This window comes from Burkholderia sp. AU16482 (assembly GCF_002223285.1).
GTDB lineage: Bacteria > Pseudomonadota > Gammaproteobacteria > Burkholderiales > Burkholderiaceae > Burkholderia > Burkholderia semiarida.
Genome location: NZ_NKEY01000006.1, coordinates 1,816,795 through 1,833,806 on the forward strand (window position 1 = coordinate 1,816,795; position 17,012 = coordinate 1,833,806).

7 protein-coding genes are annotated in these 17,012 nt (G+C 72.1%); all 7 read right to left on the bottom strand.

Annotated elements, in window-relative coordinates:
• Nucleotide 1: 1 nt before the first annotated feature.
• Nucleotides 2-265, bottom strand: coding sequence for a hypothetical protein (locus CFB35_RS25480; protein WP_059640820.1), 264 nt, complete (start codon nt 263-265; stop codon nt 2-4).
• Nucleotides 265-2,448 (bottom strand): TonB-dependent siderophore receptor, encoded by a 2,184-nt coding sequence (locus tag CFB35_RS25485; RefSeq protein WP_218828261.1) that lies wholly within the window; start codon nt 2,446-2,448, stop codon nt 265-267. Before CFB35_RS25485 ends, CFB35_RS25480 begins: the two co-directional genes overlap by 1 nt.
• A 146-nt stretch (nt 2,449-2,594) precedes the next feature.
• The gene (locus tag CFB35_RS25490) at nt 2,595-4,358 is read right to left on the bottom strand and encodes an ABC transporter ATP-binding protein (protein WP_059584483.1); all 1,764 of its coding nucleotides are present in this window, start codon (nt 4,356-4,358) and stop codon (nt 2,595-2,597) included.
• Nucleotides 4,355-6,082 carry an ABC transporter ATP-binding protein gene (locus tag CFB35_RS25495; RefSeq protein WP_089465718.1) on the bottom strand — a complete coding sequence of 576 codons (1,728 nt, stop codon included), beginning with the start codon at nt 6,080-6,082 and terminating at the stop codon, nt 4,355-4,357. The genes CFB35_RS25490 and CFB35_RS25495 overlap by 4 nt, the downstream gene beginning before the upstream one ends.
• The gene (locus tag CFB35_RS25500) at nt 6,079-7,131 is read right to left on the bottom strand and encodes a Gfo/Idh/MocA family oxidoreductase (protein WP_089465719.1); all 1,053 of its coding nucleotides are present in this window, start codon (nt 7,129-7,131) and stop codon (nt 6,079-6,081) included. Before CFB35_RS25500 ends, CFB35_RS25495 begins: the two co-directional genes overlap by 4 nt.
• Nucleotides 7,128-12,605 carry a non-ribosomal peptide synthetase gene (locus tag CFB35_RS25505; RefSeq protein ID WP_089465720.1) on the bottom strand — a complete coding sequence of 1,826 codons (5,478 nt, stop codon included), beginning with the start codon at nt 12,603-12,605 and terminating at the stop codon, nt 7,128-7,130. The genes CFB35_RS25500 and CFB35_RS25505 overlap by 4 nt, the downstream gene beginning before the upstream one ends.
• Nucleotides 12,602-16,993: a non-ribosomal peptide synthetase gene (locus CFB35_RS25510; RefSeq protein ID WP_089465721.1), complete on the bottom strand. Its 4,392-nt coding sequence runs from the start codon at nt 16,991-16,993 to the stop codon at nt 12,602-12,604. Before CFB35_RS25510 ends, CFB35_RS25505 begins: the two co-directional genes overlap by 4 nt.
• Nucleotides 16,994-17,012: the final 19 nt, after the last annotated feature.

Sequence of the window (17,012 nt, forward strand, 5' to 3'; positions counted from 1 at the left end):
GTCAGCGCCCTCCCCAGATCACCGCGCACGGCACGAGCACCGCGAGCCACGCACCCGCACGCCACGCGGCCTGCCGCCAGCCGGGAGCGACGAGCACCCACAGCAGCGCGGCGACGCTCGCCACGAGCGTCATCAACACGGCCGCATAGAGCCGGTTCAGGCCGTCGCCGGGGTAATGACGGGCCAGCGTCACCGCGAGCGCGGCCGCACCCGGCAGCACGCCGCCGATCGCGATCGCCGCCCGCGCGCCCCAGCCGGACGCCATCAGAATTGGCCGCGCACGGTCAGCATCACGTTGCGCGGTTCCCCGTAACGGTTGTTCCAGCCCGGCTGGCTCAGGCTCAGGTAGTAGTTCCGGTCGAACAGGTTGTTGACGTTGAGCGCGGCGCTCCAGTGCTTGTCGTAGCGGTAGCCGAGCCGCACGCTCGCGAGCGCGTAGCCGCCCTGGCGCATCGTGACGCCGTTCGCCTGCGCCGAATAACTGCTCTGCACCTGCACGCCGCCGCCGATGCTCCAGCGCCGCTCCTGCCAAGGCAGGTCGTAGTTGGTCCACAGCCGGAACAGGTGGCGCGGGTTCAGCAGCGGCGCGAACGTGCCCGCGTTCGCGAGGTTGTCCGCATAACGCATCGTGTCGTACGTGTAGCTCGCCCATACGCTCCACCACGGCGTGATGCGGCCGTTCGCCTCGAATTCGAAGCCCTGGCTGCGCACGCTGCCGCCGTTCACGTAATAGCAGCTCGGCCCCGCGCACGGATGCGCGAGATCGACCTGCGGGTTGTTGTCGAGATCGATGCGGAACGCCGCGAGCGACACGTCGAGCTTGCCGCCCGCCAGTTCGCCCTTCACGCCGGTTTCATAGGTGCGCCCCTTCACCGGCGTCAGGATGCCGCCGCCCCACATCGACTTGGTCTGCGGCTGAAACACCTCCGCATAGCTCGCGTACCACGACCAGTCGCGCGCGAAATCCCAGATCAGCCCGCCGTACGGCGTGAACTGGTGGCCGGTGTTGTAGTGCGCGCCGAGACTGTCCTGGTTCCACCAGCTCATCCGGCCGCCGAGCACGAGCGTCACCGGTTCCGCGAGCTTGATGCGGCCGAGCCCGTAGACGCCCTTCTGCGAAATGTCGTTCTGCTGCGACTGCTGGTACGGCCCGATGCCGGGCTCGGGCACGCTGCTCGGGTTCCAGCGGTACACGTTCACCGGCGTGCCGGCCACGTTGCCGAGCAGCGGCGCCGTCATCTGCCCGCTGCTGCTGTTCGCATACGTGATGCCGAACAGCAGGTCGTGCGTGAGCCCGAACGCATGCACGGGGCCCTGCACGTTCGCATCGACGCTGCGGCTGTAGCTGCTGAACCGGTACGCGGCGCCGGTCAGCCGGCCGCCGGCGCCCGTCGCCGGATCGATCGCCCCGAACGAACCCGCGTACTTCAGGTCCGAGCGCACGCTCTGGTATTCGCCGCTGACCTTCGCCTTCCAGCCGGCGCCGAGCTTCTGTTCGACCGACGCGAACGCGCGCGTCGTGTCCCAGTTGAAGCGGCCCCACGCGGTGTCGAGGAACGTCGAGCGCGACAGGCCGAGGCTCGACCCGTCGCGCGCCATCGGCACGCCGGACATGTCGGGCACCGACGACGTCGTCTGGTACTGCGCGCCGAACGTGAGCAGCGTGTCGCGCGTCACGTCGACTTCGGTGACGCCGTAGATCGAACGCGTGTCCTGCTTCGCGTGGTCGTAGAAGAAGTGGCGATCCTCGTACGCGGCGACGAGCCGGCTGCGCACGGTGCCGGCCGCATTGAGCGGGCCGCCGATGTCGGCTTCCGCGCGATAGCGGTCCCAACTGCCGACGCTCGCGGTCGCATGCGCGGAGAACTGGTATTGCGGACGCTTGCGCACGAGGTTGACGGTCGCGGCCGGATTGCCCGAGCCGTGCAGCAGCCCGTTCGCGCCGCGCAGGATTTCCACGCGCTCGTACACCGAGATGTCCTGCGGCGCGCTCGCCATGTCGCCGATCACGACCGGCACGCCGTCGAATTCGAACGAATCGACCTTGAAGCCGCGAACGAAGTACGCGGTGGTGAGCAGCACGTAAGGCTGAACGGTCACGCCGGCCGACTGCTGCATCACCTCGTCGAGCGAGAACAGGTTCTGCTGGTCGATCCGCTCGCGCGTGGTCACACTGACCGACTGCGGAATCTCGCGCAGCGCGAGCGGCATCTTGCCGACTGTCGCCACCGACGGATCGTCGGCCACGCCCCGCGACGCGTTCACCGCAATCGCCTTCAGCTCGCCCGCAGCGGGCGGCGCGGCGCCCGCCTCCTCCTTGCGAACTTCCGCGCCGCCCGCCGGCGCCGCATCGGCGAACGCGGCCGCCGGGTGCGCGGCGATCAGCAGGCCGAGATACAGCGACGGACGCCAGCGCCCGAAACGGGCGACACGCGCGCCCTTCATCATCGATCTCCCAGGTTCCCGTACCTCGTACCGCATTCACGCCCCCGTATTTGATAATCATTCTCATTATCAATTAGAACCGGCAGGCGATTTTTCGATCGAGGGGCTTTTCCTATCGATTCCGGGCACGGCGGCCCGCATTGTTCACGTCACTGTTCGGATTCGGCCGGACGGGTTTCCTCGCCCCGGCCGGCGGGCGGCGCCCCGTCGGGCGGCTGGCCGGCGCGGGCGAACGTCGCGTACCACGCATCGGTCTCGATCAGTTGCGCATGCGTGCCGGTCGCCCGGATGCGGCCCGCGTCGAGCACGACGATCGTGTCGGCGGCCGCCGCGAGCGCCGGCTGGTGCGTGACGACGATGCGCGTGCGCTGCCCGCGCAGCGCGACGAGACTGTCGCGCACGCGCCGCGCGCTCAGTTCGTCGAGGCTCGCGGTCGGCTCGTCGAACATCAGCACCGGCGCCCGCGCGAGCAGCGCCCGCGCGAGGCACGCCCGCTGGCGCTGCCCGCCCGACAGCAACTGGCCGCCCGGCCCCACGTCGGTGTCGAGGCCGTCCGGCAGGCGCTCGGCGTCGCGCAGCAGGCCGACCGCGTCCAGCGCGGCGCGCAGCTGAGCATCGGTCGCATCCGGCCGCCCCATCCGCACGTTCCACGCGAGGCTGCCGCGAAACAGCCCGTTGTCCTGGAATACGAGGTTGCGCGTCGCGGCGAGCGTCGCCTCGCTCAGGTGCCGCACGTCCGAACGGCCGAGCAGCACGCGCCCGGCGCACGGATCGTCGAGCCGCGCGAGCAGGCCGAGCAGCGTGCTCTTGCCCGCGCCCGTGGGGCCGACAATCGCAACGAAGCCGCCCGCCGGACAATGCAGGTCGATCCCGTCGAGCAGCGTCGCGCCGCCGACCGACCGATAGCCGACACGCACCGCATCGACGCTCGCATCGTGTACCGGCGTGCCGCGCTCGGGGCTGTCGAAACGCGGTGCATGCAGCACCGCGAGCACGGTGTCGAGCGCGCGCCAGCCGCCGCGCAATGCCTGGTCGAGCTGCGTGAGCTGCGCGAGCGGCTCGATGAAGCGCACGAGCAGCACGAGCACCGCCACGGCCGTCGCCGCGTCGAGCCGGCCGGCCGCGACGGCCCACGCGCCGCCGACCAGCATCGCGACGAACACGCCCTGCACCGCGCCCGCGAAGCCGAGTTCGATCGGCAGCGAGCGCCGCATCAGCGCGCGCGTGCGGCGATGCCGTTCGTCGAGCGCGCGCTGCAGCGCCGCGCGCGCGTCGCCGTCCCGGCCCGCGAAGCGCAGCAATCCCTGATGCGCGGCGAAGATCTGAAGCTGCACGGCCATGTCGCGATCGCCGGCGGCGCGCGCCTGTTCGAACGCGAGCGTGCGGGCGCCGCCACGCTCCAGCAGCGCGAACAGCAGCCCGGCCGCCGCCCCGAGGCACAGCGCGATGCGCCAGTCGATCCACGCGAGCCCCGCGACCACCGCGAGCGGCGTGACGACCGCGCCGATCAACGGCCCGAGCAGATGCGCGGGAATCGCCATCGCCTGCATCACCGGCCCACGCAATAACCCGGCCGGATGACTGTCGCGCACGGTCTGCCACGACGCGACGCGCGGCAGGTGCTGCACGAGGCGTTCGACGAGGCCGACGGCCAGCGCGCCGCCCGCGCGATAGCCGCGAAGCTGCGCGACGTACAGCACGAGCGCATGGCACAGCGTCAGCGCGCCGAGCACGGCCGTCCAGTGCAGCGCGGCCGCCTGCGCGCCGGCAAACCACGCGCGGATCAGCGGCACGAGCAGCAGCCCGCACGCGCCGTCGAGCAACGCGGCGGCCAGCGCCCAGCCCACGCCGCGCCACAGCGCGCGGCGCGTGTCGCGCGGCAGGCACTGCAAACGTTCGAGCGACTGCATCATCGTGCGGCCTCCCCGCCTGCGGCGCCGCGTTCGCGCCAGAGCCGCGCATACAGCCCGTGCGCGGCGAGCAGCGCCGCATGCGTACCGCGTTCGACGATGCGGCCGCGTTCCATCACGAGAATCTGGTCCGCGTGCCGGATCGCATCGAGATCGTGGCTGACGATCACGCGCGTGCGCGTGTCGGCGCGCAGCGCGTTGCGCAACGCGCGCCCGGTTTGCGGATCGAGCGCCGACGCCGGTTCGTCGAGCAGCAGCAACGGCGCGCGCGACAGCAGCGCACGCGCGATCGACAGCCGCTGCAGTTCGCCGCCGGACAGGCGCACGTCGCGCCCGCACACGCAGTCGTAGCCGCCCGGCAATGCGTCGATGCGCGCGTCGAGACAGGCCGCGCGCGCGGCGGCGCGAATCGCGTCGCGATCGGCATCGGGCCGGTACAGCGCGATGTTCGCGGCAATCGACACATCGTCGAGCGCCGTCGCTTGCTGGAACACCATCGCAACCTGTTCGCGACGCGTCTGCGATGTGAGCCGCCGCAGATCGGCGCCGCCGAGCCGCACCGTGCCGCGATCCGGATCCATGAAGCGCGCGAGCAGTATCAGCAGCGTGCTCTTGCCCGCGCCCGACGGCCCGACGATCGCCGTGGTCGTGCCGGCCGCGATCGTCGCATCGATGTCGCGCAGGATCGGCTCGCCGTCGATGTCGACCTGCACGCCGCGCAGTTCGATCGACGCATCGCGCGGCACCTGCGCCGCGCTGTCGGCGGGTTCCTGCAGGCCCGGCTGCGCGAGCAACGCGTCGAGCCGCGCGGCGGCCGCGCGCGCCTCGCGCAACGCATCGGCGCCATGACCGAGCGCGCGCACCGGCGCCGCGATGGCCCAGACCAGCAGCGCGAACGCGCACAGCGTGCCGACCGGCAACTGCCCGGCCGTCAGCCACGTCGCGCCGAACACGACCCACGCAAGCAGGAACGGCGTGCCGAGCAGCACCTGCGTGCAGGCGCCGAGCCCGCCGATGCGGCCGACCCACGCCGAGAACGCGTGCGAGAAATGCCCGGCCGACGCCAGCGCGGCCGCCTCGATGCCGGCGCCCGGATACTGCCGCACGAGCGCCGGATTCTGCGCGAGCTGCGCGTAGTCACCCATCAATCGTTCGAGCGCCGCGTTGCGCGCCGCGAAGGCCGGCGCGAATCGCGCCGAACGCATCCAGCGGAACAGCGCCGCACCGGCGGCGAGCGGCGCGAGCGCGAACGCGAGCAGCACGGGATTCAGGTAAAGCAGGCACGCGAACGCCGCGCACGGCACGACGACGAGCTGCGTGAGATCGGCCGGCGCATGCGCGACGAGCTGATGCAGCGCGCGCACGTCCTGATCGACGTGGCGCGCGACGCGGTCGCTGCCCGCGCGCGCGAACCAGCCCAGCGGCAAACGTTGCAGATGATCGGCGAGGCGCTTGCGCAGACGGTCGCCGAGATCGGCGTCGACGCGGTGCGTCAGGTGCAGCGCGACCGTCTGGCCGCCCAGCCAACACGCGCCGGCCGCCACGGCGGCGACGAGCCACACGCGCCCGGCCGCGTCGAGCCGTGTCGCGACGCGCCATGCGTCGGCGAGATGCGCGAGCGCGAGCCACGGCACGAGCGACGCGATGCCGGCCAGCGCCTGCAACGCCACCGCGGCGACGAGCGGCGCCGCGAACGGCCGCAACATCGAAAGCAGCGGCCCGTTCATGCGGCCCGCTCCAGCAGCATGCCGAGCGTCGCGGCGCGCGCATCGCCCGGCGGCTGCTCCGGAAAACCGAGTTGCGCGGTCAACTGCTGCCAGACGCGCGCCACGTCGATGCCGCGCTGGTTGCACGCATGCAGCCCTTCGCCGGACACGAGCCGATCGACCGCACGCACGGCGGCCTGCGGCCAGCTTCGCGCGTGAATCTCGCCCCACGTATCCTGCGCGTCGTCGCAGATCTGGATGCTGGGCATGGTGTCGCCGGCCAGCTCGCCGAAGATCGGAAAGAGGCCGTCCTCGTCGGTCGCCGGCTCGCGCAGCGCGGGCGCCCACCACAGCGGGCCGTGCGGCGACGCGAGCGTCCAGGTGCCGGCGTCGGTCGTCAGCGTGATGCTGAACAACAGGCTCATCCGGCCGTCGTCGGCCGCTGCCATTTCGTTGTGCACGCGCAGCAACACCGGCGTTTCGGCGAGCACCATCGCGCATTCGCGCATCGACGACAGCGCCGGCCCGATCGGTTCGACCGACCACGGCCCGACACCCTGCAACGCGGCCGCGAGCACGTCGAGCGCCGCGTAGCTCGCCTGCACCGAGCACGCCACATCCGCATGCACGGGCGCGCTCGTCTCGCGCAGCCGTCGCGCGACCGCGATGAAGCGCGCGACGACCGGCAGGTTCGGATAGAAGCTGTTGAGCAGGCAGCGGCGGCCCTGGCGCGACGCGGTGCGCAGCACGCCGTCCCATTCGTCGGGCAGCAGCGGATGCTCGATCACGACGTCGATCCCGCGTTCGAGCAGCCGGCACGCGAGCGCGGCGCCTTGCTCGCCGCGCGCCGCGCCGCCGACGGCGACGCAGGCGACGCGCACGTCGTCGGGCAGCGCTTCGACGCGGTCGAACACCGGCGCGCCGACGCGCGCGGCCAACGCCGCGGTGCGCGCGCTGCCCCGCCCGAGAATGCCGGCGACGCGATACGAACCGGACGCCGCGAGGCCCGCCGCATAGAACTGGCCGAAACGGGAGCCGGCCACGACGACCGGCAGCGGATGGACCTTCATCGTGCCTCCTTCAGGTGCGTGTCGACGAACGCGGCGTTCAGGCAGTCGAAATGACCGCCGGGGATATCGACGGCCGTGATGCCGCCGAGCGCCTGCGCCGTCCAGTAATCGGTGAGCGCCGCGCGCTGCTGCGGAATCAGCGGGTTGCAGCGCTCCGGCACGAACAGCCGCAGCGCGCCGGCATACGGCGCGTCGCCGGCCCAGTGGCACGCCTGCACCGAATGCATGAAGAGCCGGTAAAGCCGTTCGCGCTCGTCGAGCAGCGGATGCGCGAGTTCGTCCTGCATCGACAGGCCGGCCGCCGCGCGCAGCACGCGGCGACGCAGCGCATCGACCGGCTCGCAGCAATCGCCGAAGATCTCGAGCTGCGCCTGCAGGCTGCCGGGCGCGAGCCGCGCGGGGTCGGCCTTCAACGCGTCGGCGAGCGCGTCGGCCAGCACGTACGTTTCCGGGAAGCCGAGCGCATCGAGCGGCAGCCCGAGCGTCGCCGCGAAGTTGAACAGCACGAGCCGTTCGTCCTCGATCAGGTACGGAATCCGGTAGCTCGACACGATGTCGAGCGTGCGCACCGCGACGCCGAGCTGCACCAGCGACTTCGCCATTTCGAGCGCGACCAGCCCGCCCGAGCAATAGCCGAGCACGTCGACCTTGCGCACGCCGCTGCGCCACAGCGCATCCGCGTAGCGCCGGCCCAGCGTCGCGTTCAGGTGGCGCACCGGCAGGTCGAGGTAGTCCTGCGCGTCGCGCACCGCGAAGCCGAGCACCGGGCCGAGCCGCGCGAGCGCGGGAAGCACCGGACGATACGCATGCACGGTGCCGAGCCCTTCGTGCACGATCACGCGCGGCACGCCGTCGCCGGGCGCGAGCGGAATCGGGCGCACCGCCGCGCGCACGCGCGGCGCCGGCGCATGGACGACCGCCGATGCAGGCGGCGTGCGCGAGGCGGCGCGCGCGGCCGTCGGCATCGCGCCCGCCGGCTGCGCGCTCGCGTCGCGCAGGCATTGCGCGAACGCGGCCGGCGTCGGCTGCGCGAGCACCCAGCGCAGCAGCCGGTCGAACGGATGCGCGTGCGCGAGCGGTTCCTCGCCGCGCAGCCTCGACACGAGCTGCGCGATCAGCAGCGAATCGCCCCCCGCGGCGAAGAAGTCCTGATCCGGCGAGACGTTGCGCGTATCGAGCACGGTTTCCCACAGGCCGATCAGCCGCGCCAACAGCGGATCGGCCGCCTGTGTGGGCGCCGGTCGGGCCACGGCCGGCGCCGGTTCTCGGATGTCGGCGATGCCGGCCAGCGTGCGGCGGTCGATCTTGCCGTTCGCGGTCACCGGCAAACGTTCGAGCACGCGCAGTTGCGACGGCACCATGTAGCCCGGCACGCGCTCGGCCACGAACGCCAGCAGCGTATCCGGCGCGAGGCGCGCCGCGCCGCGCTTCACATGCGCCAGCAGGATGTCGTAGCCGAGCGCGGCGAGCGGCGTGCCGGGCGCGACGCAACCGAGCGCGCGATCGCCTGCCTCCGCCTGCAGCCATTCGAGCCACTGCGCGTGCGGCACGAACAACCGCGCGGATGCGGCCCGCGCGTCGTCCGGCGTCTCCATCATCAGCGCCTGGCTGATGCTGATTTCCGGATGCTCGGCCGTCAGCTCCTGGATCACCCACCACGCGTCAGGCGCCGACAGCGCGCGCAAGCCGGCGATCAGCGCGACCGTGTCGCGCGCATTGTTCAGCGCGCCGGAGCTGATCGTCATATCGACCGAATGCGGCGCGATGCCCTGCGCGTCGCATCGCGCGTTCATGTCGAAGCGCACGAAGCGCATCCACGGATACGCGGCGAAACGCTCGCGCGCGGCCGCGAGGAAGTAGCTCGACACGTCGCTGAACAGGTAATCGATGCGCGTGCCGGCTTCGACGAGCGGCGCGAGCGCATCGACGATCGCCCGCGTCGCGGCGGCCGTGCCCGCGCCGATTTCGAGGATGCGCCACGCGCGCCGAGGCTCGCGCGCGACGACCGCCCGCACGGCCTGCGCCATCCCGCGATGCAGCGCGCGGGCGTGCTCGCCGTCCCTGTACATCGCTTCGGCGATATGCGCGGCGCCTTCCGGGAACATCAGGCCGGCCGGCGATACGCTGCCGTCGATCTGCGCATCGAGGCATCCCGCGCTGGTGCGGAAATAATCGACGAGAACGGCAGGCCACAGATCGGGCGATGCGTGCTGCGCGAATGCATCCCAGCATGCGAGCGCGTCGACGACGCCGGCATCGGGCCGCATGCGCCAGCCGTCTTCGCCGTCCGCGTCCAGCACGCCGTGCGCGACCAGCATCGCGAGCCAGTGGCGCAGCAGATGCCGTCGCGCCGCCGGCACACGCAGCCGCTCGCACAGCGTCGCGAAGCCGGTCGAGCCGTCGGCCGTCAGGCCGCCAGCCGGCACGATCCACGCGGCGAGCGACGCCACGCACGCCGTTTCGAGTTGCCCGACCGAACGCGACACGTCCGCCTGCGCGGGCCAGCGTGCCGTGTCGAATGCCGCACGCGCATGCGTCGCGATCTCGTGCAGCGCATCGTCCTGCGCCGACGGAGGCGCGTCCGCGCCGTGCAGCGACACGAAGCTCGCGAGCCGGCGCTCCGCGCCGTCGCCGAGCACGATCGTCGCGGCCGCGCCGACGAGCGGATGCGCGGTCAGCGCCGCGTCGATCTCGGCCAGCTCGATCCGGTAGCCGCGGATCTTCACCTGATCGTCCTGGCGGCCGAGGAATTCGAGCGAGCCATCGGCCCGCACGCGCCCGAGGTCGCCGGTGCGATAAAGCCGGCGCCCGTCCGGATGACGGATGAACCGTTCGGCCGTGCGCACGGGATCGTTCGCGTAGCCCGTCGCGAGCCCGACGCCGCCAATGTGGATCTCCCCGCGCACGCCGGGCGGACACGGCCGGCCAAGTGCGTCGAGCACTTCCATCGTCTGCCCGGTCAGCGCGCGGCCGTACGGAATGCTCGCGAGCCGTGTGTCGTTCGGACCGATCGGATGCTCGATCGACCAGATCGACGCCTCGGTCGCGCCGCCGAGGCTGAACAGCGCGCTGTCGGGCCAGCGGCGCCACCAGCGGGCCGGCAGCGTCACCGGAATCCAGTCGCCCGACCACAGCACGCGGCGCGGGCCCGGCACGTCGAGCGCCGGCTCGCCTTCGAGGTAGTCGATCAGCATCTGCCCCTGTGCCGGCACCGAGTTCCATACCGTCACGCGATGGCGCGCCATCAACTCGGCCCAGTGCGACGGATCGTTGCCGCGCGCCGGGTCGGGCAGCACGACGCACGCCCCGCGCGCGGTCGCGCCGAAAAAGTCGTACACGGACAAGTCGAAGCTCAGTTCGGCCAGGCCCAGCACCACATCGCCCGCGCCGACCGCATGCCGCGCGTTGATGTCGGCGAGCGTGTTGCACACCGCCGCGTGGCTCAGCATCACGCCCTTCGGCTCGCCGGTGGAGCCCGACGTGTAGATCACGTAGGCCAACGCATCGGGGGCAACGTCGCGCGCGGCGCGCGGCGGCCATTGCGGATCGATCGGCAATGCATCGATATCGATGCGTACGCAACCGTCGTGTTCGAACGCCAGCGCCTGCACGCTGACGACCGCGCGCACCCGCGCATTGCGCAGGATCGCCTGCTGCCGCAGCGCCGGCTGGCGGCTGTCGACCGGGACGTACGCGGCGCCCGCCTGGACGATCGCGAGCACGGCCGCGAGCTGGTGCGCGCACTTCGGCATCAGCACCGCGACGGTATCGCCCACGCCGACGCCGGCCCGTTCGAGCGCGCCGCGCAGCGCCGCCGCATGTTGCGCGACCTCGCGGTACGTGCGTGCGCCCCGCGCATCGATCACGACCGGCGCATCCGGCGTGCGCAGCGCCTGCGCGGCGAACCCGGCCGCGAGATGCGTATCGGCGTCCGGATGCACGTCGGCGACGGGCGCGGCGGACGGCAATACGATGTCGCCCGCGCGCGACCACCATTCGGCATCGTCGGCCAGCCGGCCCAGCAGCGCGACATACGCGTCGAACATCGCGGACGGCATGCCGTGCGGAAACAGGTCGTCGCGCACGTCCCAGCCGATTTCCAGCCCGCCGAACTGGTCGGTCACCTGGCAGTCGAGCCACACCTGCGGCGTCTGGCTGATCATGTAGCGCGGCGGTTCGGCGCGCGCCGCGTGCTCGCCGAGCAGGCGCCCGACGCTGCCGATTCCGCTCGTGAACACCACCGGCATCAGCGCCGCATCCTTGCCGCGCCGCCGCGCGAGTTCGCGCATCACATCGACGCCGGTGAACGCGCGATGGTCGAGATCGTCGAACATCCGCGCGCCGATCGCGCGGGCACGCTCGACGAAATCGCGCCCGTGCGTCGCGTCGACGGCGAGCAGGCTCAATGCGGTGAAATCGCCGAGCACCGCATCGATGCGCGGATGCACGGGCGGACGGTTCAGCACCGTCAGGTTCAGGCAGAACGCCGGCGCCTGGCTCCAGCGGCCGACGACCTCGGCGAACGCGGCCAGCGCGACGCTCGCCGCGCTCAGCCCGAAACGGCTCGCATGGCTGCTCAGCGCGGCCCATTGCGCGCGATCGAGCCGCGCATGCCGATGCGTGAAGCGCGGCCGCCCGTCGGCGCGCAGCGCGGGCACGATCGGCAGATCGGGACGTGCGGGCAGATCGTCGAGCCGGGCGAGCCACCACGCCTTGTCGCGTGCATGGTCGGCACGCGTCGCGGCCTGCGCTTCATGCATCACATAGTCGCGGAACGTCGCGTCGAGCGGCGCCGGTTGCCATTGCGGATCGTCGTAACGACGCCGCCATTCGGCGAGCAGCAACTGCAGGCTCGCGTAGTCGATCAGCGTGAAATCCACGGACAGGTGCAGCACCGCACCGTCCGGCCCGACGCTCACTTCCGGCTGCAGCACCGGCCAGCGGTCGAGCGCGTGCACCGCATGGTCGAGGCGCTCGCGCACGCGGTTCAGGTGGGCGTCGAATGCGTTCGCGTCGGCGTCGCGCAGGTCGTGCACGGTGAGCGGCTGCCACGGCACGTCGGGCAGCACGCGCTGCCATGCGTTGTCCTCGACGATCGCGCGCAGCATCGGATGGCGGGCGACGCACGCATTCCACGCGGCTTCGAAACGCACGCAGTCGAGACCCTTCGGTTCGTCGTATTCGACGTACAGATGGCAGGCGCTGCCGCCGAAGTCGAATGATTCGTGCCGGCCGAGCACGTACGCGGCCTGTACCGGCGTCAGCGCAAACCGTTCGTACTGGCGCGCCGGATCGCTGCGCCACGCGCCGCCCTGAAGGAAACGGACGAACGCATCGCGTTCGGCCTTGATGCGCGCGGCGAGATCCGCGTCGAGCGCGCCGGCCGGCGCGCGATAGCGCAACTGGCCGCCGTCGTCGCACCACAGTTCGATCTGCCGTTCGCGGCAGAGATCGAGCACGTCGTCGAAGCTCACAGCACGCCCTCCTCGATCGTCGCGAACGATGCGTCGCCATCGGCAGGCGCCGCAGGCGTCAGTGCGTCGAGCTGCGCCGCGAGACCGGCGAGCGTCGGCTGCCGGTAGAACGCGGCCATCCCGATCCGCACGCCGAGCCGCTCGCGCAGTTGCGCGAGCAGCCGTGTCGCGAGCAGGCTGTCGCCGCCGAGCGAGAAGAACGTCGCGTCACGCGCGTTCGCCGCGCGGCCGAGCGCCTGCTCCCAGCAGGCGAGCAATGTCGCGTGCCGATCATCGGCCGGCACGAACGCATCGTGCGCGGCCGGTGCGTCGCCGAGTGCGCGCGCGAGCGCGTCCCCCACCGCCCGGCGATCGATCTTGCCGTTCGCGTTCAGCGGCCAGCGCGGCGCCCACCACAGCGCATCGGGGCGCATCGCGTCGGGCAACCGGTCGCGCAGCCAGTCGGCCAGCGCCGCCTGCGCGGTCGGCTCGCCGGTCCGGCGCGCATCGATGCACGCGAACGCAGCCGAGCGCCAGCTCCGCGCATCGACCGCAAAGCCGCATGCGTGCGCGGCCGCCGCGAGCGCGTCGTGGGCGAACGGCCGCGGCGGCGACGCATCGCCCACGACGCCCGCGACGAGTTCGCGCAGCGGCGAATCGCGCAGCACGTCGGCGAGCAGCAGGCGGCCGTCCCGTGCGAGCAACGCGGCCGCGATCCGGAACGTGTCGCGCGGATCGTCGCGCAGGTGCGCTGCCGCGAAACTGATCACGCAATCGAATGCGCCGAGATGACGGGCGGGCAGCAAGCCATCCTGCATCGTCTGAAGCGCAGGCAGCGTTCGCGTGAAGCGCGCCCGGGCGTCGTGCAGCAGGCCCGGCGACACGTCGAACAGCGTCACGTCGAAACGCGGATCGTCGAGCACGCCGAGCCCCGCATCGAGCGCCTGGCCCGCGCGCGCATCGAGCACCGCGACGCGCAATGCCCCTGCGTGTGCCGCGGCCTGCGCATCCAGCGCGGCGGCGAACGCGCGCAACGCGCGGGCGCCGTCCGGCAAACGCGTCGCGAACGCGAGCGGCGCCACGCACGGGTCCAGCGGCACGCGCTGCGCGGCGGTATCCGGATCGGCGGCGAGCGCGCGCAGCGCGGCCGTCAGCTCGTCGAGATCGGTTGCCTGCCAGTCGAGCCGATCGAGCGCCGCGTCGATGGCCATCGATGCGTCGCCGTTTGCGTGCCAGTGCGCACGCAGCGACGGCGGCAGGCCCGCGCCATCATCGAGCAGCCGGCCGGCGACGGCACGCGCGACGGCCGCTTCCGCCGGCATCGTGTCGGCCATGCCGGCCTCGACGAGCGATGACGGCGCCGTGTCCGCTGCCGCGCGATCGGCCGGCACGAACGCCGCGACGATGCGCGCGGCCTCGCCGTGGACGACGCTCGCGCACGCGCCGTCGATCAGCGGATGCGCGGCCAGCGCCGCCTCGATCTCGCCAAGTTCGATCCGGTGCCCGCGCACCTTCACCTGCCGATCCTCGCGCCCGAGGAATTCGAGCGTCCCGTCCGGCCAGTAGCGGCCGCGATCGCCGGTGCGATACCAGCGCCCCGACGCGTGTTGCACGAAGCGCTGCGCGGTCAGCTCGGGATCGTTCCGGTAGCCGCGCGCGAGACTGTCGCCGCCGATCAGCAATTCGCCCGGCACGTAATCGGGCGCATCGCGCCCGTCGGCATCCACGACGCGATACGCCTGCCCCGGCAAGGGCCGGCCGTACGGAATCGAACGCCAGTGCGGCGGCACGTCGTGCACCGTCTGCACGTTGGACCAGATGCCGGCCTCGGTCGCGCCGCCGAGCGCGTGGAACGCACAGGCATCGCCGCAGCGCTCGCGCAGCCGCGCCGGCAGGTCGAGCGCGATCCAGTCGCCGGACAGCAGCGCCGCGCGCACGCTGCGGCACGCGTCGCTCGCCGCCGGCACGGCCAGCGCCATTTCCAGCAGCGCGGGCGCCGAGTTCCACAGCGTCACGCGGTGCTGCGCGATCAGCTCGATCCAGCGCGCCGCATCGCGCGCTTCGTCCTGCGTCGGCAGCACGAGTTCGGCGCCCGCCCCGAGTGCGCCGAACAGGTCGTACACCGACAGATCGAAATCGAGCGCCGATACCGCGAGCAGCCGGTCGCCCGCGCTCACGCCGAGCAGCGCGTCGATCGCATCGATCGTGTTGATCGCCGCCGCGTGCGTCATCTCGACGCCCTTCGGCACGCCGGTCGAACCGGACGTGTAGATCACGTAGGCCGTCGCCTGCGGCGCGACCGCGAGCGGCGCGGCCAGCGGTGCATGCCGCAGCAACGCGGCGATGCCGACATGCGGCAGCGGCCCGTCCGCGCATGCGATGTCTCCGATCGCCGCTTTCACGCCTGCCGCGCGCTCGATCAGCGCCTTGCGCGCGACCGGCTGCGCGACGTCGAGCGGCACGTAGCACGCGCCGGCCGCCAGCACGCCGAACACGGCCGCGACCTGCGCGGGCCCGCGCGGCAGGCTGATCTCGACGGCATCGCCGTGCCCGACTCCGGCCGCCCGCAACCCGCCCGCGACCGCGAGCGCCTGCGCGGCCAGTTCGCCGCGCGTCACCGCGCGGTCGCCGCATCGCAGGGCCACGGCGGCCGGCTCGCGCGCGGCCAGCGCGAAGAAATCGTGATGCAGCGTGCGCGCGCGGCCGCGGGCCGGCAACGCGTTGAGCGTATCGCGCACGCGCCGCTGCGCGGACGGCAGCTCGACCGCGATCGGCCACCGCCAGTCGCGATCGCACAGCGCCTGCACGAACGCGACATACGCGCCGAACATCGCGTCGATCATCCCGTCCGGGAACAGGCCGTCGACGCTGTCCCACGCGAGCAGCGCGCCGCCGGGCACGCGATAGAGCTGATGGTCGAGCCATACCTGCGGCGTCTGCGAAATCATGTCGTGCAGATCGCCGAATACCTGCGCGAACGCGTCGGGCACGAACGATTCGTCGCCGAGGTTGCACGAGAACACGACGGGCGCCGCGCGCGGCATGCCCTGCCGACGCGCATCGCGCAGCACGTCGAGCGCCGGATACGCGGCGTGCGCGATCGCACCATGCAGCCGCTGCTGAAACGCACGCACCGTATCGGCCGCGCTCGCATCGGCGCGCACGTCGCATTCGACGAGCAACAGCGTCGTGAAATCGGCGATCACGCGGCCCAGGTCGGGCGCATCGCCGTGCCGGTCGAACAGCGGCACGTTGAGCAGGAATGCCTGTCGGCCGCTCCAGCGCGCGAGCACGGCCGCGAACGCCGCGCCGAACACCGACGACAGCGTGACGCCGTGCTGCGCGGCGCGCGCCTGCAGGCGCGTGAGCTCGTCCGTGCTCAGCGTATGTGCGACGCGGCTGAAACGCGGCGCGCGGATCGTTTCCGGCGCACGGGCGAGCGGCAGCGCGGGCCCTTCCGGCAACGTCGCGAGCCGCGCCTGCCACGCGTCGCGCGCCGCGGCGCGTGCATCGCGCGTTTCGGCCGCGCGACGCGCGAGCCAGGCCGGGAACCACGTCGACGGCGCGGCGGGCAGCGCCGACGGCTCGGCATACGCGACGCCGATCTCCTGCATCAGCAGCCGCACGCTGTCGACGTCGGCCGCGAGCAGATCGACACTGAGCCACACACGATCCTCGCCGCCGGGCATCTGCACGAGTCCCATCATGAACACTTGCGCGTGCTCGACGTCGAGGCATTCGTGCGACCGGAACGCACGCAGCGACACCCATTCGGCCTGCGCATCGGCCGCCGTCCGGTCGCGCCAGTCCGCATGCGCGAACACCGGCGCATTCGACTCGGCGAGGATCTGCTGGCGGCCGCCGTCGAAACGCGCGCGCAGCATCGGATGACGCTCGCGCACGCGCCGGCATGCGATGTCGAGACGAACGGGATCGATCGCGCGGCTGCGGAATTCGAGAAACGCGTGACAGCTCACGTTGCCGAGCACTTCGCCGTCGCCGCGGCCGAGCCAGTACGCCTGCTGCACCGCGGACAACTCGAACGGCGCGTGCACGTCGACCGCTTCGGCAGCGACGACGGCCTCCGCCCGAGCGGCTCGAGCGGCCCGAGCGACAGGCGGCGCACTCGTGAGCAACGCGGCCCACGCGCCGAGCGTCGGCGTGCGCGCGAGCGCATCGAACGTCAGCGCATGGCCGAGCCGGTTCAAGCGCGTCTGCAGATACATCAGCCGGATCGAATCGAGGCCGCAGCTCAGCAGGTCCTCGTCGTCGTCGAGCGACGCGATTTCATCGACGGATTCGTCGAGCAGCTCGGCGATCAGCGCAACGAGCCGCGCGCGAAAATCAGTAGGAGAACAACAGGAAGGATCGGAATGGTCGGTCGTGGAATCGACAACGGTCTGGCTCATGGGCACGCCTTGTATGGAT

Excerpts from the sequence above, each read along its gene's own strand:
- CFB35_RS25480 (WP_059640820.1), bottom strand. The coding sequence starts at position 265 with ATGGCGTCCGGCTGGGGCGCGCGGGCGGCGATCGCGATCGGCGGCGTG.
- CFB35_RS25485 (WP_218828261.1), bottom strand. The coding sequence starts at position 2,448 with ATGATGAAGGGCGCGCGTGTCGCCCGTTTCGGGCGCTGGCGTCCGTCG.
- CFB35_RS25490 (WP_059584483.1), bottom strand. The coding sequence starts at position 4,358 with ATGATGCAGTCGCTCGAACGTTTGCAGTGCCTGCCGCGCGACACGCGC.
- CFB35_RS25495 (WP_089465718.1), bottom strand. The coding sequence starts at position 6,082 with ATGAACGGGCCGCTGCTTTCGATGTTGCGGCCGTTCGCGGCGCCGCTC.
- CFB35_RS25500 (WP_089465719.1), bottom strand. The coding sequence starts at position 7,131 with ATGAAGGTCCATCCGCTGCCGGTCGTCGTGGCCGGCTCCCGTTTCGGC.
- CFB35_RS25510 (WP_089465721.1), bottom strand. The coding sequence starts at position 16,993 with ATGAGCCAGACCGTTGTCGATTCCACGACCGACCATTCCGATCCTTCC.